The 26,750-nt window shown below is 34.0% G+C and carries 20 protein-coding genes, 1 tRNA gene, 1 pseudogene and 1 CRISPR repeat array; of the genes and pseudogenes, 15 read left to right on the top strand and 7 right to left on the bottom strand.

Going from position 1 to position 26,750, the window contains the following annotated elements; genetic code table 11:
- Positions 1–2: 2 nt before the first annotated feature.
- The 4 genes and pseudogenes from murF to PSU83_RS13605 all read left to right on the top strand — a co-directional run bounded on the left by murF (position 3) and on the right by PSU83_RS13605 (position 5,519).
- A complete protein-coding gene (gene murF, locus PSU83_RS13620; protein ID WP_300590095.1) occupies positions 3–1,286 on the top strand; it encodes a UDP-N-acetylmuramoyl-tripeptide--D-alanyl-D-alanine ligase in 1,284 nt (427 codons plus the stop codon).
- A gap of 917 nt (positions 1,287–2,203) precedes the next feature.
- A pseudogene (locus PSU83_RS13615) lies at positions 2,204–2,755 on the top strand (PorP/SprF family type IX secretion system membrane protein); the annotation flags it as partial.
- A 108-nt stretch (positions 2,756–2,863) separates the two neighbouring features.
- Positions 2,864–4,786: an OmpA family protein gene (locus tag PSU83_RS13610; protein WP_300590094.1), complete on the top strand. Its 1,923-nt coding sequence runs from the start codon at positions 2,864–2,866 to the stop codon at positions 4,784–4,786.
- A 277-nt stretch (positions 4,787–5,063) separates the two neighbouring features.
- A complete protein-coding gene (locus PSU83_RS13605; protein ID WP_300590093.1) occupies positions 5,064–5,519 on the top strand; it encodes an Eco57I restriction-modification methylase domain-containing protein in 456 nt (151 codons plus the stop codon).
- Between the two features lie 647 nt (positions 5,520–6,166).
- Here PSU83_RS13605 and PSU83_RS13600 read toward each other — a convergent pair.
- A tRNA-Val gene (locus PSU83_RS13600) sits at positions 6,167–6,244 on the bottom strand.
- A gap of 82 nt (positions 6,245–6,326) precedes the next feature.
- Positions 6,327–7,547 (bottom strand): folylpolyglutamate synthase/dihydrofolate synthase family protein, encoded by a 1,221-nt coding sequence (locus PSU83_RS13595; RefSeq protein ID WP_300590092.1) that lies wholly within the window; start codon positions 7,545–7,547, stop codon positions 6,327–6,329.
- A 130-nt stretch (positions 7,548–7,677) separates the two neighbouring features.
- On the opposite strand from PSU83_RS13595, the gene PSU83_RS13590 reads away from it, so the two are divergent.
- From PSU83_RS13590 to PSU83_RS13580, 3 genes are read left to right on the top strand one after another with little or no spacing between them, the layout of a single operon-like run.
- Positions 7,678–8,394: a MotA/TolQ/ExbB proton channel family protein gene (locus tag PSU83_RS13590; RefSeq protein ID WP_300590091.1), complete on the top strand. Its 717-nt coding sequence runs from the start codon at positions 7,678–7,680 to the stop codon at positions 8,392–8,394.
- Positions 8,375–8,770: a biopolymer transporter ExbD gene (locus PSU83_RS13585; protein ID WP_300590090.1), complete on the top strand. Its 396-nt coding sequence runs from the start codon at positions 8,375–8,377 to the stop codon at positions 8,768–8,770. Before PSU83_RS13590 ends, PSU83_RS13585 begins: the two co-directional genes overlap by 20 nt.
- 26 nt (positions 8,771–8,796) lie before the next feature.
- On the top strand, positions 8,797–9,330 hold the full coding sequence (locus tag PSU83_RS13580) for a DUF4468 domain-containing protein (RefSeq protein ID WP_300590089.1): 534 nt from the start codon (positions 8,797–8,799) through the stop codon (positions 9,328–9,330).
- Positions 9,331–9,387: 57 nt separating this feature from the next.
- On the opposite strand, the gene PSU83_RS13575 is transcribed toward PSU83_RS13580, so the two are convergent.
- Both PSU83_RS13575 and PSU83_RS13570 read right to left on the bottom strand, forming a co-directional pair.
- The gene (locus PSU83_RS13575; protein ID WP_300590088.1) at positions 9,388–10,278 is read right to left on the bottom strand and encodes an energy transducer TonB; all 891 of its coding nucleotides are present in this window, start codon (positions 10,276–10,278) and stop codon (positions 9,388–9,390) included.
- Positions 10,279–10,361: 83 nt separating this feature from the next.
- Entirely contained in the window at positions 10,362–11,588 is a 1,227-nt protein-coding gene (locus tag PSU83_RS13570; protein WP_300590087.1) for a Glu/Leu/Phe/Val dehydrogenase dimerization domain-containing protein, read from the bottom strand.
- A gap of 648 nt (positions 11,589–12,236) precedes the next feature.
- On the opposite strand from PSU83_RS13570, the gene cas9 reads away from it, so the two are divergent.
- Entirely contained in the window at positions 12,237–16,115 is a 3,879-nt protein-coding gene (gene cas9, locus PSU83_RS13565; protein ID WP_300590086.1) for a type II CRISPR RNA-guided endonuclease Cas9, read from the top strand.
- Positions 16,116–16,213: 98 nt separating this feature from the next.
- Positions 16,214–17,831: direct repeats of the CRISPR family, unit length 36 nt; unit sequence GTTGTGGTTTGATTAAAGATTAGAGAACACGATATT.
- 775 nt (positions 17,832–18,606) lie between these two features.
- Here cas9 and cas2 read toward each other — a convergent pair.
- Positions 18,607–18,936: a CRISPR-associated endonuclease Cas2 gene (gene cas2, locus PSU83_RS13560; RefSeq protein WP_300590085.1), complete on the bottom strand. Its 330-nt coding sequence runs from the start codon at positions 18,934–18,936 to the stop codon at positions 18,607–18,609.
- Positions 18,927–19,811, bottom strand: coding sequence for a type II CRISPR-associated endonuclease Cas1 (gene cas1, locus PSU83_RS13555; RefSeq protein WP_300590084.1), 885 nt, complete (start codon positions 19,809–19,811; stop codon positions 18,927–18,929). The genes cas2 and cas1 overlap by 10 nt, the downstream gene beginning before the upstream one ends.
- Positions 19,812–20,166: 355 nt before the next feature.
- On the opposite strand from cas1, the gene PSU83_RS13550 reads away from it, so the two are divergent.
- On the top strand, positions 20,167–21,087 hold the full coding sequence (locus tag PSU83_RS13550; protein WP_300590083.1) for a carboxypeptidase-like regulatory domain-containing protein: 921 nt from the start codon (positions 20,167–20,169) through the stop codon (positions 21,085–21,087).
- A 48-nt stretch (positions 21,088–21,135) separates the two neighbouring features.
- Here PSU83_RS13550 and PSU83_RS13545 read toward each other — a convergent pair whose 3' ends face one another.
- Positions 21,136–22,200, bottom strand: coding sequence for an anhydro-N-acetylmuramic acid kinase (locus PSU83_RS13545; protein ID WP_300590082.1), 1,065 nt, complete (start codon positions 22,198–22,200; stop codon positions 21,136–21,138).
- A 95-nt stretch (positions 22,201–22,295) separates the two neighbouring features.
- Between PSU83_RS13545 and PSU83_RS13540 the strand changes: the two genes are divergently transcribed.
- The 6 genes from PSU83_RS13540 (at position 22,296) to PSU83_RS13515 (ending at position 26,748) form a co-directional block, all read left to right on the top strand.
- Positions 22,296–23,432 carry an acyl-CoA dehydrogenase family protein gene (locus tag PSU83_RS13540; protein WP_300590081.1) on the top strand — a complete coding sequence of 379 codons (1,137 nt, stop codon included), beginning with the start codon at positions 22,296–22,298 and terminating at the stop codon, positions 23,430–23,432.
- Positions 23,433–23,603: 171 nt separating this feature from the next.
- Positions 23,604–24,221 carry a Crp/Fnr family transcriptional regulator gene (locus PSU83_RS13535; RefSeq protein WP_300590080.1) on the top strand — a complete coding sequence of 206 codons (618 nt, stop codon included), beginning with the start codon at positions 23,604–23,606 and terminating at the stop codon, positions 24,219–24,221.
- Positions 24,222–24,326: 105 nt separating this feature from the next.
- The gene (locus PSU83_RS13530; protein WP_300590079.1) at positions 24,327–24,872 is read left to right on the top strand and encodes a carboxymuconolactone decarboxylase family protein; all 546 of its coding nucleotides are present in this window, start codon (positions 24,327–24,329) and stop codon (positions 24,870–24,872) included.
- A 68-nt stretch (positions 24,873–24,940) separates the two neighbouring features.
- Positions 24,941–25,354: a nuclear transport factor 2 family protein gene (locus PSU83_RS13525; RefSeq protein WP_300590078.1), complete on the top strand. Its 414-nt coding sequence runs from the start codon at positions 24,941–24,943 to the stop codon at positions 25,352–25,354.
- Positions 25,355–25,366: 12 nt separating this feature from the next.
- On the top strand, positions 25,367–26,248 hold the full coding sequence (locus PSU83_RS13520; RefSeq protein ID WP_300590077.1) for a helix-turn-helix domain-containing protein: 882 nt from the start codon (positions 25,367–25,369) through the stop codon (positions 26,246–26,248).
- Between the two features lie 83 nt (positions 26,249–26,331).
- The gene (locus PSU83_RS13515; RefSeq protein WP_300590076.1) at positions 26,332–26,748 is read left to right on the top strand and encodes a DM13 domain-containing protein; all 417 of its coding nucleotides are present in this window, start codon (positions 26,332–26,334) and stop codon (positions 26,746–26,748) included.
- Positions 26,749–26,750: the final 2 nt, after the last annotated feature.

Raw genomic sequence — 26,750 nt, 5'->3', positions numbered from 1 at the left:
CAATGAACATTCAGAATATTCACGATTTATTTGTAAAGTGCAGTACGGTTTCAATAGACACAAGAAAAATTGGACCCAATTCCTTTTTTGTTGCCATTAAAGGTGAGAAATTTGACGCCAACACTTTTGCCAATGAAGCATTGGAAAAAGGAGCGCGTTATGTTGTAATTGATAATGCTGATTATTTTATTGATGAGAGAACAATTTTGGTAAACGATAGTTTGAAGACACTTCAAGGTTTGGCTAAGTTTCACCGACAGTTCCTTCAACTGCCTATTATTGCATTGACTGGAAGCAACGGAAAAACAACTACCAAGGAATTAATTAATGTGGTGTTGTCTAAAAAATACAATACTAAAGCAACAATTGGCAATCTGAATAATCACATTGGAGTTCCACTAACCTTGTTGTCATTCACTAAGGAAACGCAAATCGGAATAGTTGAAATGGGTGCCAATCACCAAAAAGAAATAGAATTTTTATGTGATATTGCGCAACCCGATTATGGTTATATAACTAATTTTGGGAAAGCACATCTAGAAGGTTTTGGTGGAGTAGAAGGAGTAATAAAAGGCAAAAGCGAAATGTATGCTTTTTTAATGGCAAATGATAAATCGGTTTTTGTAAATCTGGATGATGAACTTCAAATACAGAAAACAGAACAGCTACACCGAATTACATTCAGCCAAAAGAATAAAAATGTCAATGTCTTTGTTGATGAAGTTACCGCAAATCCATTTGTAACAATAAAAACTTTAGGTATTGAAATCAATTCTCACTTAATTGGATTGTACAACGCGAACAATATAAATGCCGCAATTACTATTGGAAATCATTTTGAAGTTCCTAATAACGATATAAAAGCCGCTATTGAAAGTTATATTCCAGAGAATAACCGGTCGCAACTTTTGACAAAAGGCTCTAACGAAATTATTTTAGATGCTTATAATGCGAATCCGAGCAGCATGTTGGTTGTGTTGGAAAACTTTATACAACTTGATAAAGACAATAAAATTGTTATTATTGGCGACATGTATGAACTTGGAAACGAAAGTTTATCAGAGCATAAAGCAATTGTTGAATTTCTGAATCAAAATTCTAATTTCGAATGCCATTTTGTAGGTAAAGATTTTTTTGCAAATACTGTTGAAAAAGAGAATTTCTATTTTTACCAAACCTTTGAAGATTACGTTAAAAAGTTGTCCTCAATAAAATTTGAAAATAAAACGCTTCTGATTAAGGGTTCACGGGGAATGGCATTGGAGCGTGTTTTAGATTATTTATAAAAAAACTACAAAATCAAAATCTTACATTTGTGAGAATTTAAGAATCAAGTTTTTTCAGTTTGTATATTTAATGTAAAACATAAAAAAGTGGTCCATATATTTTTACATATTTTCCTAAATGGTTGACAAGGTAAATTTATTTTAATCTTAGTGTTTGCGCCATCTAACTAAAATTTTACCTATTATTTTTTAAGGTTTTTAATGTTAGTCTAAGCTTTTTAAAAATTTAATGATGTCGTTCATTATTCTATATATTTGTTTATTCATAGTTTAATTCTTTGTATTAAATAGCATGGGCAATGAAGTGTCTAGGTTCCTTTATGAGGTGTTTTCATCTTATTTTACTTTTTGGAATTTTCCAAGTAAACATTACTTATCAGATGATACTTTAACTCTTATCAATTCTAATCCCGATCAGACATTAAAAACTGCGCAAAATTTATTTAGTAAGACTGATACTTCTACTACTTAAAAAGCTCGAATTAACTTTTTGATTTCTAAAGCATATATAGTGAAAGGAGATTTCAGTAGTGCTTTAAATTTTCTTTACGAAGAGAAAAATTAGAAAGAGTATTTATCTGACGAAGAACAAATGAAAATTAGTGTTGCAAAAATAAAAATTTTGTGAGAATTAAGCCTTGATAAACAATCATAAATAGTAATTGAAAAACTAGAGAATAGTCTATCAACAATTGCAGAAGCTAAATTAAAAAAATATTTAGAAATCGCTATTGCCATTGAAAACGCCAATTCTTATTTAAAGTAAGAAAACCCCAAGAGGCTATTAATCTTATTAAAATGCACGAATCTTCAGTGAACAAAATAGCTGATGAATAGAAAGACATTGGTCTAAATTATTATCTTACTTTAGGTCAATTGTATTTAGAGCAGAAAAAAATTGACCAGTAGACGAAACAAATGGGTATGACGATTTTTCGTATACGAGTCATTTAGGGAATGAAAGTAAATTAGCATTCGGTTTAAAAACGGGTCCTACTTTCCATAAGGCAGGGCTATTTGATGATGTTGGCAACGTCTATACGCAACAACCCAATGATAATGCGTTTAGCGAAAACTCGAACAACATCAAATTAAACATTGCAACTGGTTTATTTTATTATACGAGTAAATTTTATGCTGCTTTTTCAGTGCCAAACATGCTAAAAAGCAGGCATTTGGATATGACTAGAAACGGACAAGAATTAAAATTCGGAAGCGAAACAGAACGTTACTATTTAACTAGTGGTTATGTGTTTGATGTATCAGCGAATACAAAATTTTAACCTTCATTTATGTTGAAGTCGGCATTTAGTGCGCCAAACTTATTAGATTGCTCCGCTAATTTCTTAATTTTTGACAAATATGAAATCGGCGCAACCTATAGATTGCAAGACTCTTTTGGAGCTATGGTTAACTTTGTAGTGACGCCATCCATTAGAGTTGGTTATGCATACGACCATGTTACTTAACAAATTAAAGGAACTGCTCCTGCATCACATGAGTTTATGTTGTTATTTGACTTAAATTTGCTTAAAAAAGTTTCAGTTTCACCAAGATTTTTCTAAAAAAACCAACCCATGAAATTTAAGATTCACAAACTCCAAAAAAACAATAATTGTCTAAAGACTAAAAAAACGGTTATTACCCTTAGTATGATGTTGTTTTTGGCATTTAGTTATGCCCAAAATAGCGCTACAGCCAAAGCAGATAAGCTTTTTGAAAGCTATCAGTATGTTGCCGCCATTGAAGAATATCAGAAATTAGCCGAAAGTAAAAATGCAAACCAGTATATTTTTAATCAATTAGCGGAAAGTTATTATAATGTTTTTGATTCGGAAAATGCTTCAAAATGGTATGCCAAAGCCGTAAAAGAGAAAGCAGATGCTGAAACGTATTATCGTTATGCACAAACTTTGAAAACACTTGGTAAATATCAGGAAGCCAACAAGCAAATGGATGTTTTTGCCAAAATGATGCCTAAAGATGAAAGAGCAAAAGGGCATTTGGCAAACCCAAATTACATTCCGAGTTTGTCAAGCAATACCAAATTATTTGATGTTGTCCAAACTAATATCAAAAGCAAAGGGCAGCAAAGTGATTTTGGTGCTGTTTTAACAAATGAGAACACACTTTATTTTGCGAGTACTCGAAATACTTCCAACAAAACAGACAAGTGGAATGACCAACCGTATTTGGATATTTACAAAGCAACTCGTGAAGCTAACGGAAATTTTTCGGAACCAATTGCGGTTAAAGAATTGAACACCCCTTTTCACGATGGACCGCTAACGCTAAGTGCTGATGGAAATACGATGTTCTTTGCTCGTGATGGTCATAGCGAAGGGCAATACGAAAAAAATAAAAAATCCAATATTAAAGTTGGGCAACAAGGAATTTACAAAGCCACAAAAGTTGATGGTAAATGGGCAAATGTTGAAGCACTGCCAATAAATAGTACTAGCTATTCTGTTACCAATCCGAGTTTGAGTAAAGATGGAAAAACGCTCTATTTTGCTTCCAATATGCCTGGAGGTATAGGAGAATCTGATATTTGGAAAATTACTGTTGATGGCACTAATTATGGAAAACCTGAAAATTTAGGAGCCAATGTAAACACGGCTGATAGAGAAAACTTCCCTTTTATTAGCGATGATACTACATTGTATTTTGCATCGTCAGGGCGTCAAGGATTAGGTGGGTATGATGTGTTCAAAATCAATCTTACTACTAATGAGCAACCACAAAACCTTGGAAAACCTGTAAATACTGAAAAAGATGACTTCTCTTTTAGCTTCAATAAAAATGCTAACGTTGGCTACTTTTCATCCAATAGAAATGGTTCGGATGCGATTTATGTTGCTACACCAGTTTGTAAAGCAGAAGCAATTGTTGTGGTTATTAGTAGTAAAACCAAAGCTGTTTTAGCCAATGCTTCTGTAGCAATTTTGGATGCAAAAGGAAACATAATCGAAACTAAACTAACCAACGCACAAGGAAAAGTAAGTTATGATGTAGAATGTAACGTGGGTTACGGATTGAAAGTTTCGGCTTCAAATTTCGAAAGTAATTCAGCAGCAGTAAAAGCATCTAAAAGTGGTGAAACACTTGTTGAGGTTGCTTTAGATCCAACATCTGTTATCATTACGGATACCGAAGTGATTCTGAATCCTATTTATTTTGAATACGATAAAAATAATATCACAGCTCAAGGTGCAGTCGAATTGGATAAATTGGTGAAAGTTATGAGGGACTATCCAATGATGGTGATTTTTGTAAAATCGCATACGGATTCGAAAGGTTCGGCTGGATACAATTTAACGTTATCTGAAAAAAGAGCGCAATCAACAGTTCAATATCTTATTTCTAAAGGAATTCCAAACGGACGTCTTTCAGGGAAAGGTTTCGGAAGCAATGAACAAAAAGTAAAATGTGGAACCAATTGTACTCCAGAGCAAGATGCGCAGAACAGACGCTCCGAATTTTTGATTGTAAAACAGTAATTTGAAAATAAAAGCAGTCATATTTTATAATAGATTAGGTTAAATAAACAGTAATGACCCAAAAAAGCTAAAACTCGAAAAGAAAAAGGGTGAAATTTTTCACTACACGCAACAAGTAGGCTTGTTTGAACGTAGCATAAAAGAACAAACCGAGTGGAACAAAAAAGCAAACACATTAGCTGTTGACATTAAATCATTGGATGCCGAAATAGAAGAAATAAAAAGTAACTAAATATATGAAAATGCCTTTGAATGGCGTTTTGAGTTTCCCGAAGTGTTGAATGAAAATGACGATTTTGTAGGTTTTGATGTTGTTATTGGGAATCCACCTTATTTGGTTATTAATGGAGGTAGATATAATAATGGTGGTTACTCTAATGATGCTATTTCCTATATAAGAAGTAATTATAAAACTGGTGAACAACAAATTAACACATTTCCTTTATTTATTGAATTAACTGAAAAAATATTAACTCAAAAAGGTTTTAATTCTTTAATTATTCCTAATACTTTTTTAGGAAACGAATACTCGAATAATTTAAGAGATTTTATTATAAAGAAATTCCATATTATAGAGTTGTACAATACTGGTTCAGTATTTGACGATGCTAGCGTTGAAACAATAATTATTACTTGTAGTAAGAAAAAAGAAGAAGTCGTAACAAAAATTATATATAAAAATCAAATTTGTGAATTATTCGGTTCTAACAAAAGTGACAAACGACGATTTTAATGGACAACAATTTTACCTATACGAAAGCAGTGAAGAAGGTCTCACGGTTCTCTCAAAAGGAGATGGGGACAAATTAGTGGAAATATTAAGTGACTACCCTGCTGTTTTTCTGAAATACAAGCTATTCAGAGAGAGAACGAGGAAATCAAGTTATTAGACCCAAGCAAAAACAGCGATGGACTTTCTCTTTCAATGCAGGATGTTCTTGACTATTGTCCGGGCTTGCTTGAAAAACTCTAAGAAAATTTCGACCATAGCATTGTCGGAATTAACAGGTTGGAGACAGTGAGACAGACATTCGAGAACAACTAAATAAGTTTTTTATTGATGATATAGAAGGGTTTCAGAATTGAAACCCTTTTTTATGCAAAATATTAATTACTAAAAGCTCTTTTTTTTTGTCAATAACTAGAATAAAGCTATACTTCGTCTTCTTTTCTTATCTAAATCGTCAGCAATACAATTTAGAAAACTATACAATTGCTTTGAAGAAGTCTAAAAAAGCCAAAATGATTACGTTTTAAATGTAATAGAAATAAAAGAGTGTGATTTTGATAGAATAAAAAAAGGTTTTAATCTTCATTTTACAACTTTCGTTGACTAAATGTTGACTAAAACCTTTGTGCGGTACTGCTTTTAGGCAGTTTTGGTGGGCGATGAGGGATTCGAACCCCCGACCCTCTCGGTGTAAACGAGATGCTCTGAACCAACTGAGCTAATCGCCCCAATTGCGCTAAGTCATTACTTCCTTATTGCGAGTGCAAAGATACACGAGTTTTTTACTTCTGCAAGGTTTTTTGAAAAAAATTACAAAATTTCTGCAACGACAAAGTTGCTTCCGCCAACATAAATATAGTCATTCGCACTAGCATTTTCTTTTGCCGATTGATAAGCATTTGAAACTGAAGAATATGTTTCGCCTTTTAAATTCCATTTAGCAGCTTTTTCTTTTAGAAGAGTAGCGTCTAATCCTCGAGAAATATTTGGTGTACAAAAATAATAAATAGCGTTTTTGGGAAATAAAGGCAGAATATCGTCCAGATTTTTATCATTCACAACTCCTAAAACGATGTGAAGTTTATCATAATTTTCATTCTTCAATTGATTCAAGACAATTTTGAGTCCGTGTGCATTGTGTGCTGTATCGCATATTATCTTCGGGTTTTCTCCCAATTGTTGCCATCTTCCTTGTAAATTAGTATTGGTAATGACATTTAGGAAACCGTTTTTGATTGCATCTTCTGTTATAGTAAGCATCTTTTTATCCTGCAGCACTTTTATCGTCTGCAAAACCGTTCTTTTGTTCTGGATCTGATAAGCACCAAGCAAGGCAGAAGGATAAGTTTCCTGAATCAAATCGGAAGCAAAGAAAATTTCAGATTTTGTTTCATCGGCTTTTGCCAAAAAAACAGGCTTTGTTTCACCAACGTATTCGCCAATTACAATTGGGATGTTGGATTTTATAATTCCGGCTTTTTCAAACGCAATTGCATCTAAAGTGTCGCCCAAAAACTGCGTATGATCCAAACCGATATTAGTGATAACAGAAACTAGCGGCGTAACAATATTAGTCGAATCCAAACGGCCGCCCATTCCAACTTCAATAATGTTGATATCTGTTTTCTCGTTGACAAAGTATTCGAAAGCTAAACCCACGCTCATTTCAAAAAAACTCAAGTCATTGGCTTCAAAAAAAGCTTTGTTTTTATTCATGAAATCGGTCACATATTCTTCAGAAATTGGTTTTCCGTTGATGGCAATTCGTTCCCGATAATCCTTTAAATGTGGCGAAGTATACAAACCTACTTTATAACCAGCTTCTTGCAAAACGGAGGCGAGTAGATGAGAAGTAGAACCTTTTCCATTGGTTCCGGCAACGTGAATGCACTTCAAATACTGCTCAGGATTTCCTAAGTGCTTGGCTAATAAAACGGTATTGGTAATGTCTTTTCGATAAGCTGTCGCGCCTTGTATTTGATACATCGGCAATTTGTTAAATATCCAATCTAGCGTTTCTTTGTAGTTCATAATTTTGGTAAAAATTTTGATAACCTATATACTTTTGTCCGCTTTTTTTCGTTTATATTGTCAAGCGTATTTAAGTAGTACAAAATTGAAATTATTTTCAGAATTAATAGCAAAAAATTAGATAAATATGATGAGTACATTTTTACAGTTGCCAGCGGATAGTTTAGCTCAAGCCCTTCCAGTGGTAGATCAAGCCAATGCTGCTTTGACCAATGAAGTTTCTGTTTTGGAGTTTATATTTAAAGGTGGTTTATTCCTAATTCCAATTGCCATTTTACTATTCTACACGTTTTATCTTATTTTTGAACGCTATTTATACATTCATAAAGCTGCAAAAATTGATCATCATCTGATGAAAGACATCCGAAACCATTTGGATGCTTCTCATATCGATCAGGCAGTTCATGCTGCGGAACGAAGTGGAAACTCACAAGGGGTAATTATTAAAGAAGGTGTTCTAACCATCGGAAGACACATCGGAGAAATCGAATCGAATATGGAACGTGCTACCAATATTGAAATTGGTTACATGGAAAAGAAAATGGGACAACTAGGTTTAATTGCTGGTATCGCACCAACATTAGGGTTTATCGGAACGATTTCGGGAGTTATTAAAATTTTCTACAGTATTTCTGTTACGGAAGATATCAGTATCGGAAATATTTCTGGTGGTTTATATGAGAAAATGATCAGTAGTGGTGCCGGACTTATAGTTGGTATTATTGCATATAGCGCTTATCACTTGTTCAACGGAAAAATTGATGCGTTCTCGTTATCGATTCAGAAACAAATATTAGAATTTGTAAATATCATACAAAGACCGAATCATGGCAATAAAGCGAAATAAACGATTTCACGCAGAAGTCGCCACATCATCGTTGAGCGACATTATGTTCTTCTTATTGTTGTTTTTCTTAATCATCTCCACTTTGGCAAATCCGAATGTTATTCGAATGACCTTGCCAAAATCGAAAACGAATGAGAAGACAAACAAGCAACTCATCACCTTATCCGTAACTGAAGATAAAAAGTTTTACGTGGATAAACAAGAAGTTGGTCTGGACGGCTTAGAAGCTTTACTGCTTTCTAAAATGAATCCGGAAAAAGACTTAACGGTTATCATCCGAATTCCGGCTACGCTTCAGGTTCAAGATTTGGTTGACGTTCTACAAATAGGAGTAAAAAATAAACTAAAGTTTGTTATTGCAACGAGTCCGGGATAGATTTTAAAAAATTAAATTATACTATTATGAAACTAAAAATTATAGTGTTGATCGCATTCATTTCAGCATCAACATTTGCACAAGACACCGAGTTTAAATTTTCAAAAGACGGATTGACCGATTTTATCGTCACTACTTATGATAGTCCGGCAAAGGATTTATTTAGAAGGTCGATTGGTTGGATGAAAGAGAACGTGAAAAGTGCCGAAGCTATTAAAAGTGTTGTTGAAAACGAAAAAATAGTGTTCCAAAATGTAAAAGATAATTTTCTTTGCAGTAAAGCAGGTGGAACTACGGTTTGTTCGAATGCGACTTATACTATTGAATTAACGTTTAAAGACGGGAAATATAAAATGGCGGTTACTGAAATCGTGTTGAAAGATGTAAATGGTAAAATCTCAAGACCAAATCTAGATGACTTTTCAGAATATTATGATAAAGACGGTAATGTCAAGAAATATCTAAGCGATGCTCCAGCGGCTTACGAAGGCTTATTTAACGGAATAAACAAAAGTTTAACGACGTATATGGATAAAAAGAAGAAGGACGAAAACTGGTAGTCTTCTTAACGTATAGAAATAAAAAATCCCAATTGTGAAATTGGGATTTTTTTATGTTTAGTTTAGTCCAAAAACGTAAATGATTTTACCGACTTGTACTTCATCTGCGCCTGCATCTGCGCTCCATTTAGTCATCATAGCGGCTTTTCGTGCTTGCTCCTTTAAGCAAGAATTAGGATTTGTTGTTCCTTGAACTCCGGCAGTTACACTAATAGTATTTCCGTTTCGATCTACTTTAACTTGCACGGCAACTCTACCCGATTCGTTTCCGCAAGGGTTTTCTGGTGCTGGTTTGCTTAATGCTTTTCTGTTTCCTAACGAATAGCCTGAACCGCTTCCGGTGCCACCGCCACTTCCGCTACCATTTCCTGAACCCGATCCTGAACCGCTTCCTGTTCCGTTGCCCGAACCGTTTCCGCCTCCTGAACCTGTTCCGCTGCCGTTACCATAATATCCGTTAGAATTTAGGTTTCCGTTAGCGCTTCCTTTGTTTCCTGCTTTGCCATCGTCGCCATCGCCGCCTTTATTGCCTAGAATACTTGATAAAGCATCATTAGCATTTTTAGATACTTTCGGTTTTTCTGCAACGGGAATTATGTCTTTCTTGACCGGAACAACAGCTGGTTTTTTGATGTTTTCCTTTTTAGGAACCACAACATTATCCTCAGCATTATCATCTGAAATGATATCTTCATCTGGAGTTGTTGGAGCTTTAACCGCTTTGGTTTGGTCTTTTACATTAAGCACTTCACTTTTGTAATTGTCTCCCATGCCAAAATCGCTGTCTCCAAAGTTCATTTCGATACCGCCACCTCCACCGCCGCCCATAATTTTCATATCGGCAGGAGGCCAAAAGCGCAGAAGAAAAAGCAAAAGAATCAACAATCCGTAAACAATGATTGTAAGCACCAATGATTTTTTATCATCTTGAGACATTTCAAAACTCATAGCGTTGCTGTTTGTTCGTTAATTATGATTGTATAACGTTTAAAAATACAAATTATTGTGAGATATCAGTACTTATTTTTTGATTATACCAATTGTTTCAATGCAATTTCAAAAGCAGTTGCGCTGATGTTCTTTTTGTCTGAATGCAAATTGTGTGCTTTTTCTAACGCTGATTTAATTCTTTCTGAGATGTCATAGAAAATAGCTTCGTCAGTCATTTGGACTTTCTTCTCCATGAAATAAGCAAATACTCTTGCCATTCCGCAGTTTGAAATGAAATCTGGAATTAAACTTACTTTGCTGTCGATTTCTTCCATAATAGGTCCGAAGAAAATTTCTTTATCGGCAAACGGAACATTCGCGCCACATGAAATGACTTCCAATCCGTTGTTGATTAGGTTGTCTACTTGGTCTTTGGTTACCAAACGCGATGCAGCACATGGAGTAAAGATTTGAGCGCCTAACTTCCAGATTTTATCGTTTATTTCGGCAAACGGAATCATGTTTTGGGCTACTAGTTTGTTTCCGTCTTTGTTTAGGAATAGCATTTTTATTTCATCGAAAGTAAATCCTTCTTCGTTAATGATTCCTCCATCGCGGTCGATAATACCAATAACTTTGGCTCCCATTTCGGCTAGATAGAACGCGGCTGCTGAACCAACGTTTCCAAATCCTTGTACGATGGCTTTTTTTCCTTTGACATCGCCACCGTAAATTTGGTAAAAATGACGAACGGCTTCTGCTACGCCATACCCCGTAATCATGTCGGCTACGGTATATTTGCGCAATACATCGGGAGAGAATTTTGGGTTTTCGATTACTTTGATTACGCCTTGACGCAATTGTCCGATTCTGTTGATTTTATCGGCTTCTGTTGGTTTGAAGTGTCCGTTGAATACGCCTTCTTGTGGATGCCAAACGCCACATTCTTCTGTAAACGGAATTACTTCATGTATTTCGTCAACATTTAAGTCGCCGCCCGTACCGTAATAGCTTTTTAATAAAGGAGAAACGGCTTTGTACCAACGTTGTAAAACGCCTTTTTTACGAGGATCATTTGGGTCGAAGTTGATTCCGGATTTTGCTCCACCAATGGCTGGTCCTGAAACGGAAAATTTCACTTCCATTGTTTTTGCTAAGGATAGCACTTCGTTCATGTCTAGTCCTTTTCTCATACGGGTTCCTCCGCCTGCAGCGCCGCCACGTAAGGAGTTGATTACTGTCCAGCCTTCTGCTTCTGTTTCAGCGTCTTTCCAGTTGAATACTATTTCGGGTGTTTTGTCTTCGAATTTTTTTAATAATGCCTTCATTGTGTTTGGTTTTATTGTGGTGCAAATATAGGAATTAGGAATTGAGAATTAGTCTTTAGGAATTGGGAATTGCTTTTTTATGAGTAGCGGTGACTTGTTTGTGGGTTGAGTTCGCTTTTTGTGTTTTTGTATATACTTGTTTGAGTTTTGAATATGCTACCTTGTGCGGAAGGAATACTCATTAACGGGGAGGGCATCCTACCGTGAGAGTACGGCATCCTACCTCGAGAGCACGACATCCTACCTTGAGAGTACCATATCCTACCTTGAGAGTACGAGATCCTACCTCAAGAGTACGACATTCTACTTGGTGTATCGAATGGGTTCCCGCCTTCGCGGGAATGACAATAGGGATTTTTAACACAGATTGCACGGATTTGCACGGATTGTGTTTTGGATGTTGTATCTGTTTATGTGATTTTTCTTTTGTGGAAATAACAAAAAAGGGTGTAACAAAAAAAAGTCCCACCGAAGCAGGACTTAAGATTTTCATCTACGGCATATAGCCTTATTGTGATAAGATTAAAGATTAGAGATTTTTAATCAGAATCAAATTTAGGAATAAGTTTTTTATTAACAATGCGGAAAACCGTAAAAAGAGTAAGATAATTTTTTGTAGTTTTATTCTTTATGTAAAATGGTAGAGTTATGGCAAAGATCTTAGGATTGGATTTGGGGACTAATAGTATTGGGTGGGCTATTCGTGATACAAATAAAGAAGGCAATCAAATTCTTGATACGAATGTTATAGTTTTTCCACAAGGTGTTGGAGAAGAAAAGGGGGTTGAGTTTTCTTTAGCTTCGGAAAGAACGAAACATAGGGCTTCGAGAAAATTATACAGAAGAAGAAAGCAAAGAAAAACAGATTTATTAAATCTATTGATTGATAATGGTTTTTGTCCTCTGACTTCAGAGGAGTTATTGCTTTGGTCTGTTTATAAAAAAGGACAGGAAATGAAATATCCAACAGCAAATTATGATTTTTCTGAATGGGTAAAAATAAATCCTTATGAAGTAAGAGCAAAAGCAGTTGATTATATTGTTTCAAAATTGGAATTAGGGCGCGCTTTATATCATATGTGTCAACGAAGAGGTTTTAAAAGCGGGCGAAAAGATGCTGATGCTGGAAAAGATTTAATTCAATTTCAAAAGGAGAAAGAGTTATTAGAGAAAAATGGTTTTAAAACTTTAGGCGAATATTATTTTGATTTATTGAACAGAAATGAAAAAGTAAGAAAAACAAAGTTCAGTGCAGACGATCAAGAAGTAAATTCATCAAGAATTAGTTATGTTGAAGAATTTAACTTTTTAATGAAAAGTCAAAATATTGAAAAAGAATTAGCGAACCAGTTTTTTGATGCTATCTTTTTTCAAAGACCTTTAAAATCGCAAAAAGGTTCGGTTGGTAAATGTACTTTAGAGAAAACAAAATCTCGTTGTGCTATAAGTCATCCTTTGTTTGAAGAATTCAGAATGTTTCAATACTTGAATTCTATTAAAGTAAAAGAACGTAATAGTGACAAATTCGTTTTTCTTTCAGAATATCTAGATTATTATAAAATTGCAGAAGATAAATTTTACAGAGTAAGTGCTAAAAATTTTAAGTTTATTGATATTTCGAAAAGTATCAACACTGTTGCAAAGAAAAATAATTTGTTTTTTGAATTTAATTACAATGATAAATATCCAGTGGTAGGAAGCCCAACGGTGAGTAAATTGATTGAGGTTTTTGATGCGGAAGATTGGAAAGATTGTAAATCAATAATTCAATCAAAATATAAAAAACAAGATAATAAAACGGTTGATGAATTGGTCGATGAACTTTGGCATACGTTGTTTTTTGCTGGAGATTTTGTCAATGATATCACATCGTATAAAGTCAAAAGTTTTATCAGAGATCGTTTTTCAATTTCCGAAGAGAAAGTAAACTATTATGAAAGTATTAGTTTAAAACAAGGTTATTCTTCGTTGAGTAAAAAAGCAATTGTAAAGATCTTACCTTTTTTAGAAGAAAAAATAATTTATCCTTATGCTGTTTTCTTTGCCAATGTTGATGCCATTATTGGAAAAGAAAAATGGAACGAAAGCAAGCAATTTGTTCAAGATACGATAGTTGATATTATTTCAAGATATAAAGATGAAATACTGAAAATTGATATTGTAAATGGTTTAGTTGGCGATTTTATTAAAGAATATGACAACTCTAATTATGATTATATACTTGACGAAACGGACAAAAAAGATGTTTTAGAAAAAATCAAAGTTTTCTACGGTAAATATCTTTGGGATAAAATGTTTGAATCTGAAAAAGAAACTCTTCAAAAAGAAACAGAAATTATTTTTCAACAACAATTGCAAAAAAGAAGAGTAGGAGGATATTATTTATCTAAACCAAGAATTGATGAGGTTATCAAAGATTTTTTAATTGAGGAATTTAAGGTTACAAAAGAACAATCCGATAAATTGTATCATCCTTCTGCAATGGATGCCTATCCACAAAGTCAAGATGGTTTTTTAGGATTGCCTTTTACGGATTCAATTAAAAATCCAATGGCAATGCGAACGCTGTTTTATTTGAGAAAATTGGTTAATACATTATTAAAGGAAAATAAAATTGCTCCAGATACGGAAATCATCATAGAGTTAGCACGTGAGTTAAATGATAAAAACAAACGATTAGCGATTGAAAGATGGCAACGTGAAAGAGAAAATGAAAACAAAAAGTTTAGAGAAAAATTAGAAGAATTTGCAAAAGACACAAATTCAATTGTTACCGAAACCGATGTAATAAAATACAGATTATGTCAGGAACAGAATAACAAGTGTTTATACACCAATGAAACTATTAATTGTGAAAAATTATTAGGTTCCAATCCTCAATTTGATATAGAACATACTTTTCCTAGAAGTAAATCATTTGATAATTCACTAGTAAATAAAACCTTAGCGGATAAAAAATTCAATCAAATAAAAGGAAATCAAATTCCTCAAGATTTAGATGATAAATACAAACAGAATTTCATCAATAATACACTGCATTGGAAAGAAACTATTGAAAGTTTGGAAGAAAGAATTGAGCAACAAAAATACTTTTCCAAAGTTGCCAGTACGGTTGAACAAAAAAACAGAGCCATTCAGCAACGACATTATTTAAAATTAGAATTGGATTATTGGAAACAAAAATTATATCGATTTACAGCCACTGAAATAAAACCTAATTTCAGAAATAGCCAGTTGGTTGATACTGGAATTATTACAAAATATTCTGAATTGTTTTTAAAATCGTTATTCCAAAGAGTTTTTCCTGCCAAAGGTTCGATGGTTGCGGATGTTAGAAAATCTTGGGGATTAGATGCAAAAGATAGAAATTATCATTACCATCACGCTATTGATGCAGTCGTGCTTTCTTGTATGGATAAAAGTATTCGTGATGGTTTGGCGGAAGCGTTTAAAGAATCAGAAGAGAATCGATACAGTGATAAATTCAAAATCAAAAAACCTTGGGGAACCTTTACTGAAGATGTTAATGAATTGAAAAATAGCATTATTGTAGTACACAATCATAAGAATAATGTTGACAAACAAACGGTAAAGAAATTAAAAAAGCGAAATAAAATTCAGTATGATAAATCAGGAAATGTAATCTACGAAAAAGGACAAGGAATAAGGGCATCATTACATAAAGATACTTTTTATGGTGCGATTGAAAGGGAAAATGAAAACAGTGAAAAAGAAATTTGGTTTGTAATACGAAAACCTGTTACAAGTGCATTTTCGGATGCTGAATTAAATGCCATAGTTGATGAAGGAATTAAAAGTAGAATTTTAAAACACGGTTTGAAAAATATTAAAACCGATGAAGGTTGGATTTTATTACCAAGCGAAACAGATGCACAAGGAAAAGAAATCAAAGAAATGTTGATTAAAAAAATCCGTGTAAAAACAGCTAATAAAAATCTACCAAAAATAAAAGCACAAAGTCATGTTTCACAAGGTAAAAGAAAGGAATATAAAGAAAGTTATTATGCCACTTTAGAAAATATATTTGCAATGGCAATTTATGAAAAGGTAAATGATAATGGAAAAAAAGAACAATTTCATAAAACTATTTCTGCATTTGATTTAGCAAAATACAATCAAGGAAATACGAAATTAGAAATGCCAGTTGAAGAAAATATATTTAAGAATAAAGGTAAGAAGACTGAAATTTTAATTCCATTATCAAAGGTTTTAAAAGTGAATCAGATGGCACTTTTTTATGAAAATAATCCAGAAGAATTAAAAACAATTTCTAAAGAAAATTTAAGCAAGCGATTATTTAAAATAACTCAATTTGAAAGTGATGGCAGAATTCAATTTCGCCATCACGCCCAAGGCGGAGCTGATAAGGATTTAAAAAAAGAATCAAGTTTGGATTTTGAAAAATCAGCACAAAAATTGAGAATCAGTTTGAGTAATATTAAAGCAATTTATGAAGAAAAAGATTTCATACTCCACCCATCAGGGAAAATAGATTTTTTAATATGAATTAGTTGTTAAATGTTCTTTGACATAAGTTTTTCATAGTCTTAAACAACCAAACCACAACGGAAAAGCGACCTTCGCTTTTGTTGTAACGGTTTTCCGTTGTGGTTTGATTAAAGATTAGAGAACACGATATTAGTAAAGAAGTTTTTAACCAAGTACGCCAGGTTGTGGTTTGATTAAAGATTAGAGAACACGATATTCTATACTTACATCATAGACAGATACAACGGGTTGTGGTTTGATTAAAGATTAGAGAACACGATATTTTTACGGTAACGTAGCCTTGCACTACGCAAGTTGTGGTTTGATTAAAGATTAGAGAACACGATATTTGTTCTGCGAAGTTTCTCTACGATGTAGGGTTGTGGTTTGATTAAAGATTAGAGAACACGATATTTAAAATAATCTAATCCATTTAATCCAAACTGTTGTGGTTTGATTAAAGATTAGAGAACACGATATTATTTAGATTATAACGGTTCAGCTACTTTCAGTTGTGGTTTGATTAAAGATTAGAGAACACGATATTAAGTTAAGATAAACAATATCGAAATTCAAAGTTGTGGTTTGATTAAAGATTAGAGAACACGATATTCTACTGCCCCTTGTGATATAGCACCCGGCGGTTGTGGTTTGATTAAAGATTAGAGAACACGATATTAAATACTGATTTTGATCGTAGAAGTAAATAGTTGTGGTTTGATTAAAGATTAGAGAACACGATATTAGGAGTTATGAAAACAAAAGAAATAGTACAGTTGTGGTTTGATTAAAGATTAGAGAACACGATATTAGAATACTTTGGATGCCTTTAATAAATATGGTTGTGGTTTGATTAAAGATTAGAGAACACGATATTTACTACATAAGCTTGTATAGGTTGTTGCTGGTTGTGGTTTGATTAAAGATTAGAGAACACGATATTTCAAAATTTATTTTTGTTTGCCCCGCTTTTGTTGTGGTTTGATTAAAGATTAGAGAACACGATATTATGCTAAATTAAGTAAAGAAGGGCAAGATAGTTGTGGTTTGATTAAAGATTAGAGAACACGATATTAATTTAATAGTTACTAATCTAATAAATTTAGTTGTGGTTTGATTAAAGATTAGAGAACACGATATTCAATTGATATAAATCTAAATCCAATTAAAGGTTGTGGTTTGATTAAAGATTAGAGAACACGATATTTTAAAGGTTTTCCAATCCGCGCCACAAACGTTGTGGTTTGATTAAAGATTAGAGAACACGATATTTGAAGCTGATTATTTAGAAGAGCCACAAAGGTTGTGGTTTGATTAAAGATTAGAGAACACGATATTAAGAACATCTATTTCATTTGAAAAGTTTAGGTTGTGGTTTGATTAAAGATTAGAGAACACGATATTAAAGAGTGTTTAGAAAACTGCATTGATTTAGTTGTGGTTTGATTAAAGATTAGAGAACACGATATTTGGAGAATAAAAATACACAATCTTTAGATGGTTGTGGTTTGATTAAAGATTAGAGAACACGATATTACAACAGTAGACATTAGAGGTAAGGCAGTAGTTGTGGTTTGATTAAAGATTAGAGAACACGATATTAAAGTTCTAACCAACCAAAAGCAATTAACCGTTGTGGTTTGATTAAAGATTAGAGAACACGATATTGTAACTTTTGCCAGTTTCTCCAAGTCCACGGTTGTGGTTTGATTAAAGATTAGAGAACACGATATTAGTTGCGCTGTTAGCTTCTAATAATCAATGGAATAAAGGGTATATCGTGATAAAAAAATGCCTCTTTTACAGGATGATAAGCTGTGATTGAGGCATTTTTTGCTTTCTGAGGGTGTGGTTTACAAACACCAAGTGTTTATTTTTTATTGGTGTGTTTGTGAATCTCCCAAAAAAGGGAGATTTGATTAAAGATTAGAGAACACGATATTAGTTGCGCTGTTAGCTTCTAATAATCAATGGAATAAAGGGTATATCGTGATAAAAAAATGCCTCTTTTACAGGATGATAAGCTGTGATTGAGGCATTTTTTGCTTTCTGAGGGTGTGGTTTACAAACACCAAGTGTTTATTTTTTATTGGTGTGTTTGTGAATCTCCCAAAAAAGGGAGATTTGATTAAAGATTAGAGAACACGATATTAGTTGCGCTGTTAGCTTCTAATAATCAATGGAATAAAGGGTATATCGTGATAAAAAAATGCCTCTTTTACAGGATGATAAGCTGTGATTGAGGCATTTTTTGCTTTCTGAGGGTGTGGTTTACAAACACCAAGTGTTTATTTTTTATTGGTGTGTTTGTGAATCTCCCAAAAAAGGGAGATTTGATTAAAGATTAGAGAACACGATATTAGTTGCGCTGTTAGCTTCTAATAATCAATGGAATAAAGGGTATATCGTGATAAAAAAATGCCTCTTTTACAGGATGATAAGCTGTGATTGAGGCATTTTTCTTTTTGTACGGAATGCACTTCGACAGGCTCAGTGTGACAAAAAAAGATTAAAATAGTTCTAGTTGTGTAGGTTGAGGTGCTTTAGGAACTTCCATTTTTCCCCAGAAGTTGATTATGTTTCCGAATTGTTTGTCGGTTATTCGTAGTACGCTTACTTTGCCTAACGGTGGGAGTAGTTTGTAGATTCGTTTTTCGTGTACGTCGGCACTTTCTGCACTGGCGCAATGGCGGACATAAACGGAGTATTGCATCATGGCGAAACCATCTTTAAGGAGGTTGTTTCTGAATCCCGAAGCGTTTCTTCGGTCTTTTTTTGTTTCTGTTGGTAGGTCGAAAAATACAAATAGCCACATAATTCTGTATCCGTTTAGGTCCATAGTTTTGGATATTTTATTTTCTTTCGGTCTCCTGTGTAGCATTGCTGGAGTGAACTAGCGGTTTTTTGGAGTGCTACCATTAGCGGACTTTTCTCGTCTTTGAAATATACGGTTCGGGTTAGGATTTGTAATAGCTCTGCTTTGATTGCTGTATTTAATTCTTGTTCGTCAAAGTTTTGCATGATAGTGTAAACTGCTTCGTCAATGATGGGTCGGAAGGGTTCCATGATATCATCTGCTAAAGCGAACGCATTGTATTTGCTTTTGTGATGGATTCCTAATGTGTTTAATAATCCGCTACCTGAGAGTGCTCTTGCTGTGGCGGCGCGGAGAATAGCGTAACCGTAATTAAGGAAGTTATTGGGATAATCGCCGAAGCGTTCTCTTTTAAATTCCTGTTCAAAAAAAGATTTCCAGTATTGGCTTGCGGCTACGCCTTCCATATTAGTAGTGTCACCACTCAGCACTTTACTGGCTAAAAAAGGTAAGGAGTTTTTGTTTCCTGTTATTTTTTCTAAAAGTATTCCTTGATTGGTTATTTTTTCTACTATGGTATGTTGCCACAATTGTTTTTTTAGTGGAGCGGTCGCATCAATTTGATTTTTGAATATTTCTTGTTGAATGTGATGGCTGTTGAGGTTGAGAAACATTCCGTTGGGTAAATGATTTGTATTGCAAATAATTACGGCGGTATTGTTTTCTATCAGCAGATTCATAGCGGGGATGCTTAGATAAATTTCGCTATTGTCGAGAACTAAGAAACCGATGTCTTCGATAGGAATTGTGCTTTCTTTGATTTCTGATTTAAGAACGAGTTGTTGATTTTTTGTAGAGATTGCGGTTTTGCTTTCTACTAGTATGGATCTTTTTATCATAACTTTTTGTTTGTGGGAAACAATAGATTTAAGAAATTGATCTTATAATATTTATTACTAATGTAGTCTTATATTTAAGTTTTTAACCCTTTTTTATTGAAAATGAGTTTGTTATGTTGTTTAAAATTTGGTTTATGTAATTAATCCATTTCAGTAAAAGCTTGATTTTCTTATGAATATAATATTATTGTCTTTGATTTTGTAGCTTATATTGTTTTATTTTTAAAAGAAGTTTAATCTTACTTAAATATTCGTAAAAATGAATTTAAAGTTTGTTTATGTGAGAAATGTATTTATAAATTTGTAGCGAAGGTAGATCCCAAATCGATCTATTTATGAACTTAAATTATTTATTATGAATCAATTACAAGAGCGCAAACGTTCAATGTACTATGTTGTGGAGGAGTTTCTTGCAACGGTACCCGCGGCTACACTAGCTAGTATGCCTCAGTTTGAGGTTGTTTTACAGAAATTTAGTGATACAGTATTGGAAATCAGGCAACAGAGTGAGTCGCAGACTCAGAATCGTGTTGGAGAGCGAATTTTGAAAGATGAGTATAGAATGACAATGTGTAAGCAGGCTGTTACTATTTCATCGAGGATTAAAGGTTATGCTATAAATACGGGGAATGTGGTGTTGAGGGAGGAAATGAGTTTGCGTATATCGTATTTGCTTAAAATAGCTGATACTGTTGGGGCTGATGTTTGTCAGTTTGTGCAGGAAAGGGGTGTTTTGTTATTGGCTGATTTGGCTAGTTATGGAGTCACTCAAGATATGCTTGATGACTTAGATAAGAGTATTGGCGATTTTAGAAATTCTATTCCGAAACCCCGAATGGGAATCGTATCGCGTAAGTTGGCAACCGAAGGAATGAAGGTTTTGTTTTCTCAATGTGACGTTTTGCTTAAAATTATAGGCTCTTTGGTAGATATGCTTCAGTTTGAAAATTCTGAATTTTATGCTGCTTTTTATTCGAGTAGAAGGATTATTAAACCTTCTTATAGAACGTTATCTATATCGGGACAAATTACGGATGAGAATGGTGTGCCATTGCAGAAGGTTATGGTTAGTTTACAAGATACTTTGATTGAACGCAAAACATCTGATAAAGGTGGTTTTGATATTAAAGGTTTAGAAAGCAAAATGTATACTGTAGTGTTGAAAAAAGCAGGCTATGATACCGTTACTGTAGAGGTTGCTGTTACTGCGACGGAACGTACTGAAATAGCGGTGTCAATGAAACAGGAAACGGATGCCATAATGAAAGTTGCTTAGTATTTTAATTTTATATGATGAAAAGCCCTCGTGAAAATGAGGGCCTTTTTATTTATAAATAACCCCACTACTATGATCCTGTTTCGCGCCCGTAACACTACTCAAAACATTAATCTCATTTCTAAGTTTTAAAACGCCAAGTAAGGCAAAAATTAAAGCTTCTTTAAATTCTAAAATTTTGGCATCTGGAATGATAATATCAAGTTGTGGTAAATGAAATTGCATTCGTTCGATCAGAAAATCATTGTAGGTTCCGCCGCCGGTTGCTAGGAGTTTTCCGGTTTTATTGGGTAAAGCCAATGCTGTTTGAATGGCAACATGCTCTGTAAACGTGTGCATTTTGTCTTCGGTTGGGATGTTGTACTTTTCTATTAATGGAAGAACAGTCTCTTTTACAAATTCGAATCCGAGTGATTTTGGGAACGATTTTTTATAATAGTCTAACGCATTTAATTTGGATAACAACTCAGAATTTAGTTTTCCGGATCTTGAGATTTTTCCTTTATCGTCATAATTAAATCCCAATTTAGTAGCATAAAAATTCAAAACGGTATTTACCGGAGAAATATCGAAAGCAATTCGGTTGCCATTTTGTTCAAAGGAAACATTTGAAAATCCGCCAAGGTTCAAACAATATTCATAATCGGAAAACAGAATACGATCGCCAATTGGAACTAAAGGTGCACCTTGTCCGCCCAGTTGAATGTCTTGCACACGGAAATCACAAACTACTTTTTGGTTCAGCAAAGTAGCTGTTTGAGGAAGATTTCCAATTTGCAAAGTGAATCCGTTTTGAGGTTGATGCAAAATGGTATGTCCGTGAGAGCAAACGGCGTCTAGATTTTTAATTTTGTGTTTTTTGATGAATGTATCGATGACATTCGCTAGAAGAATGGTGTAATCGGAATTTAATTGATTGAGTTGTGCTTCTGAAAAATCGACTGCAGTTTGGAGTTTGTTTAACCAATCGGCGCTATAGGGAACGGTTTCGTTTTCAAGAATTTGGAAGCTCCATTTGGAATCAGCTGCAGAAAAATGGATGTGTGCCAAATCGATGCCGTCAAGCGAAGTGCCTGACATTACTCCGATAACATTGTAGGTTTGTTTAAACATTGTCTAAATTTACGAAATCGTTTGAAATTATAATTTTTATAGTTTATTTTTGCTCACCAAAATTAAAGAAACAACAAACATAAATCTTCATAACTATGGATTTTAATTTAACCGAAGAGCAGTTAATGATTCAACAAGCAGCACGAGATTTTGCTCAAGCTGAATTATTACCTGGCGTAATCGAAAGAGATGAACACTCGAAGTTCCCAACGGAACAAGTGAAAATGATGGCGGATTTAGGGTTTATGGGAATGATGGTGGATCCTAAATACGGTGGCTCCGGATTGGACAGCGTTTCTTATGTTTTAGCCATGACAGAAATTGCTAAAGTAGATGCTTCTGCAGCTGTAATCATGTCGGTTAATAATTCTTTGGTTTGTGCTGGCATGGAAAAATACTGTTCGGAAGAACAAAAAATGAAATATTTAGTGCCTTTAGCTAAAGGGGAAGTGATTGGTGCCTTTTGCCTTTCTGAGCCAGAAGCTGGAAGTGATGCGACTTCGCAAAAAACTACAGCAATTGATATGGGCGATCATTATTTGCTAAACGGTACAAAAAACTGGATTACCAATGGTTCTACAGCATCTACTTATTTAGTAATTGCCCAAACAGATGTTGAAAAAAAGCACAAAGGAATTAATGCCTTTATTGTTGAGAAAGGTTGGGCTGGTTTTGATATTGGACCAAAAGAAAAGAAGATGGGAATTCGCGGAAGCGACACGCATTCATTAATGTTTACGGATGTGAAAGTGCCGAAGGAAAATAGAATTGGTGAAGACGGATTCGGATTTGCTTTTGCTATGAATGTGTTGAATGGAGGAAGAATTGGGATTGCTTCTCAAGCTTTGGGAATTGCAACCGGTGCTTATGAAATTGCGTTGAAATATAGTAAAGAGCGGAAAGCATTTGGTACAGAAATATTTAATCACCAGGCAATTGCTTTCAAATTGGCGGATATGTTTGTTAAAGTTACTGCCGCAAAATTGTTGGTGATGAAAGCAGCTTGTGAAAAAGATGCTGGTAAAGATATTGCTCATTCTGGTGCGATGGCTAAATTATACGCTTCTGAAATTGCTTTGGAAGTAGCGAATGAGGCAGTTCAAATTCATGGTGGAAACGGTTATGTTGCCGAGTATCATGTGGAACGAATGATGCGCGACTCAAAAATTACACAGATTTATGAAGGAACGTCTGAAATTCAAAGAATTGTTATTTCAAGAGGATTGGTATAATATTTTTTATATCTTTGAAAAGCTTGATAATAAATTTATAAGTTAATAATCATCAAACCCTTTCGGAAACGAGAGGGTTTTTTGATTTAGAATATTTACTACATTTACTTCATGTATGAAGAACTAAAATATTGGTACCTCCGTGATCATAAACTATTTTGGACATTAAGTATGTCCCAAATCAAGCAATTATGCATAATTACGGGTTTTAAAAAAGCAAGCAAAGGCGATATAATATATTTTTCATCCACTGAAGTTCCACGTATCTATTTATTAAAAAAAGGAAATGTCAAAATTGTTGCTATCGATGAAGATGGTAATGAAACTATTAAAGAGATTCTTCAAAAAGGGGATTTATTCGGTGAGTTAAGTCTTGAAAGCGATAAAGAAGCCAATGAATATGCGAAAGTACTTAGTGATGAAGTTTCAATATGCAGCTTTTTGATGTCTGATTTTGAGGATTTACTGTTACATCATCCAAATCTTGCCTTATCTTATACCAAGTTTGTAGGTTTAAAAATGAAAAGGGTTAGAAACAATTATTCCAATTTGGTTTCCAAAGATGCCCGAACGCGATTACTTACTTTCTTGAAAGAATGGGCAGAGAAGGAAGGAAAACAAAACGGAAATCAATTCACTATTGAAAATTATTTAACTCAAACCGATATTGCACAAATTATCTGCACTTCACGCCAAACGGCTACACTAATGCTCAACGAATTAGAAGAAAATGGGTTAATGCATTATGGTAGAAAGGAAATTATTATAGAAGACATTACTAAATTGTAGAGCAGGGAAAATTGTCCATGACCTTGCGAATATAGTCCATTTTGTAGCGTTTAAAGCTGTCGCATCTTTGCTGTGTCAATAAGACATAACTTAAAACATAAAAAGATGATACGTTTAAAAGCAATCAACCCAACAGAGGCAACTGGAAAAACAAAAGAATTATTCAACGCTATAGAAGACAAATTAGGAATGGTGCCAAATATGATGAGAACTATGGGAAATTCATCAGCAGTATTAGAAGGGTATCTTAATTTTAGCGGTGCTTTAAGTCATGGCGCTTTGAATGCCAGAACAGGAGAACTAATCGCTTTAGCTGTTGCTGAAAGTAATGCTTGTAATTACTGTTTGGCTGCTCACAGTTATATAGGTGAAAAACTAGTAAAAATTGACACGGATTCTTTAGAATCTGCTCGTTCTGGAAAAAGTAATGATGCTAAAACTGAAGCTATCTTGCAGTTTTCAAAAACATTAGTAAGTAAAGGTGGTTTAGTGAATGATGCCGAAGTTACTGCAGCTAAAAATGCTGGACTAACAGAAGCAGAAATTGCAGAAGTTGTTGCTCACGTAGCTTTGAATATTTTGACAAATTACTTTAACAATACAGCAAACACGGCTATTGACTTTCCAGAAGTAGTTAGTCTTCAAGCATAATTATTCACTTTTAATCTTATAAAGGTAGTAGAGTAAATCGCTACTACTTTTGTATTTATAAACAAATTATGGAACTACAAAGACACCCATTACCACCATTTACCATGGAAACTGCTTTGCAAAAAGTACAACTTGCTGAAGATGCCTGGAACAGTAAAGATGCAGAAGAGATTTCAAAAGCCTATACTATCGATACTGAATGGCGAAATCGCACTGAATTTATTAGTGGTCGTGAAGAAGTTATTGCTTTTTTAAAACGCAAATGGGAAAAAGAACTACATTACAAACTTAAAAAAGAACTGTGGGGTTTTCGTGAAAATCGCATGGCAGTGCGTTTTGAATATGAATATCAAAACCACGACGGACAATGGTTTCGTGCCTATGGAAATGAGAATTGGGAATTTGACGAGAATGGATTGATGAGAAAGCGTTATGCTAGTATCAACGATTTGGAAATAAAAGAAGAAGAACGTTATTTATAAAATCTTTACTTTATGAATTCAGGCACTGCTCATACGATAATCAATCCACAAAATGGTAACTTGGCTTTTAAGCTCTTTCACTTTGAAGACAATAACCATTTTGATCATTTGCAGCGCAACAATTATTACTCTTTAATTTGGGTAAAGAAAGGAAGCGGAAAAGTAAAAGCCGATTTTGCCGAGCATCAATTTTCAGACAATTCATTGTTGGCATTTTCGCCTTATCAACCCTTTATGCTTTGCACTAATGAGAATGTCGAAGGCATTGCTATTCATTTTCATCCCGATTTTTATTGTATCCAAATGCATCAAAAAGAAGTTTCTTGCAATGGCGTTTTGTTCAATAACATTTATCAACCGCCGTTTACAATGATTACTCAAAGTGCCGCTGATACTTTTGCAATGGTGATCGAACAAATGAAAACCGAAATGCAAAATCCTGCATTAGCGCAATATGAATTATTGATTTCATACCTTAAAATATTTTTGATCACCGCCACGCGACTCAAAAACGAGCAATTACAAGAAGAGGAAACAGAGACAGTATCTGATAAAGAACCTTATATTCTTCAAAACTTGAAAGATGCAATTGAGGGTAATTTTAAAGTCAAACACGCTCCAAGTGATTATGCTGATTTATTAAATATTACTCCTAAATCTCTAGCAAAAATCACTAAAAATCATTTCAATAAAACTTTAACTAACTTGATTGCAGAGCGAATTATTATTGAAGCAAAGCGCGAATTGTATCTTACTAATAAATCAGTAAAAGAAATCGCTTACGAATTAGGCTATGATGACGAACATTATTTTAGCCGTTTCTTTAAAACTAATGCTGACGTTTCTCCTCAATTGTATCGTGAAACTGTAGGGTTTGCCAGAGGTATGAATTGAAAATTATTTTATTAGAAATGTAAACTATCCGACATTTCCTTGTTTTGAAATTCATAGTTTTGTGTAATTAAAATAAATTGATAATGAAAAAGCTATTATATTTTTTTACTCTAACTTTTTTGTTTACTTCCTGTCAGGAAGAAGGACGTTTAACACGTAATGTCAGTAATACTGAAATTAGTCCAACTGCACTTTTAAAATACTACGGAAATTTTCAACCCACCAGCGGAATAACCGTTTCGGGCGAAGCTAAAATTTATCAGGAAGGCAATCAATACAAAGTCAAGCTCGATAATTTTAGTAGTACAGGTGGTCCAGATTTGAAAGTCTATCTATCTAAAGCTGCAACTCCAAATGAGTTTGTTAATCTTGGAAATCTGACATCTCAAACGGTATATCCTATTCCGGCTTCAATTGATGTGGCTAGTTATTCGCATGTATTAATTCATTGCCAACAATACAATCACTTATATGCTATTGCACCTTTAACTCAAAATTAAAA

It is taken from the genome of Flavobacterium sp., from assembly GCF_029945805.1.
Taxonomy (GTDB): domain Bacteria; phylum Bacteroidota; class Bacteroidia; order Flavobacteriales; family Flavobacteriaceae; genus Flavobacterium.
This window is presented reverse-complemented; position numbering and strand designations above follow the sequence as displayed.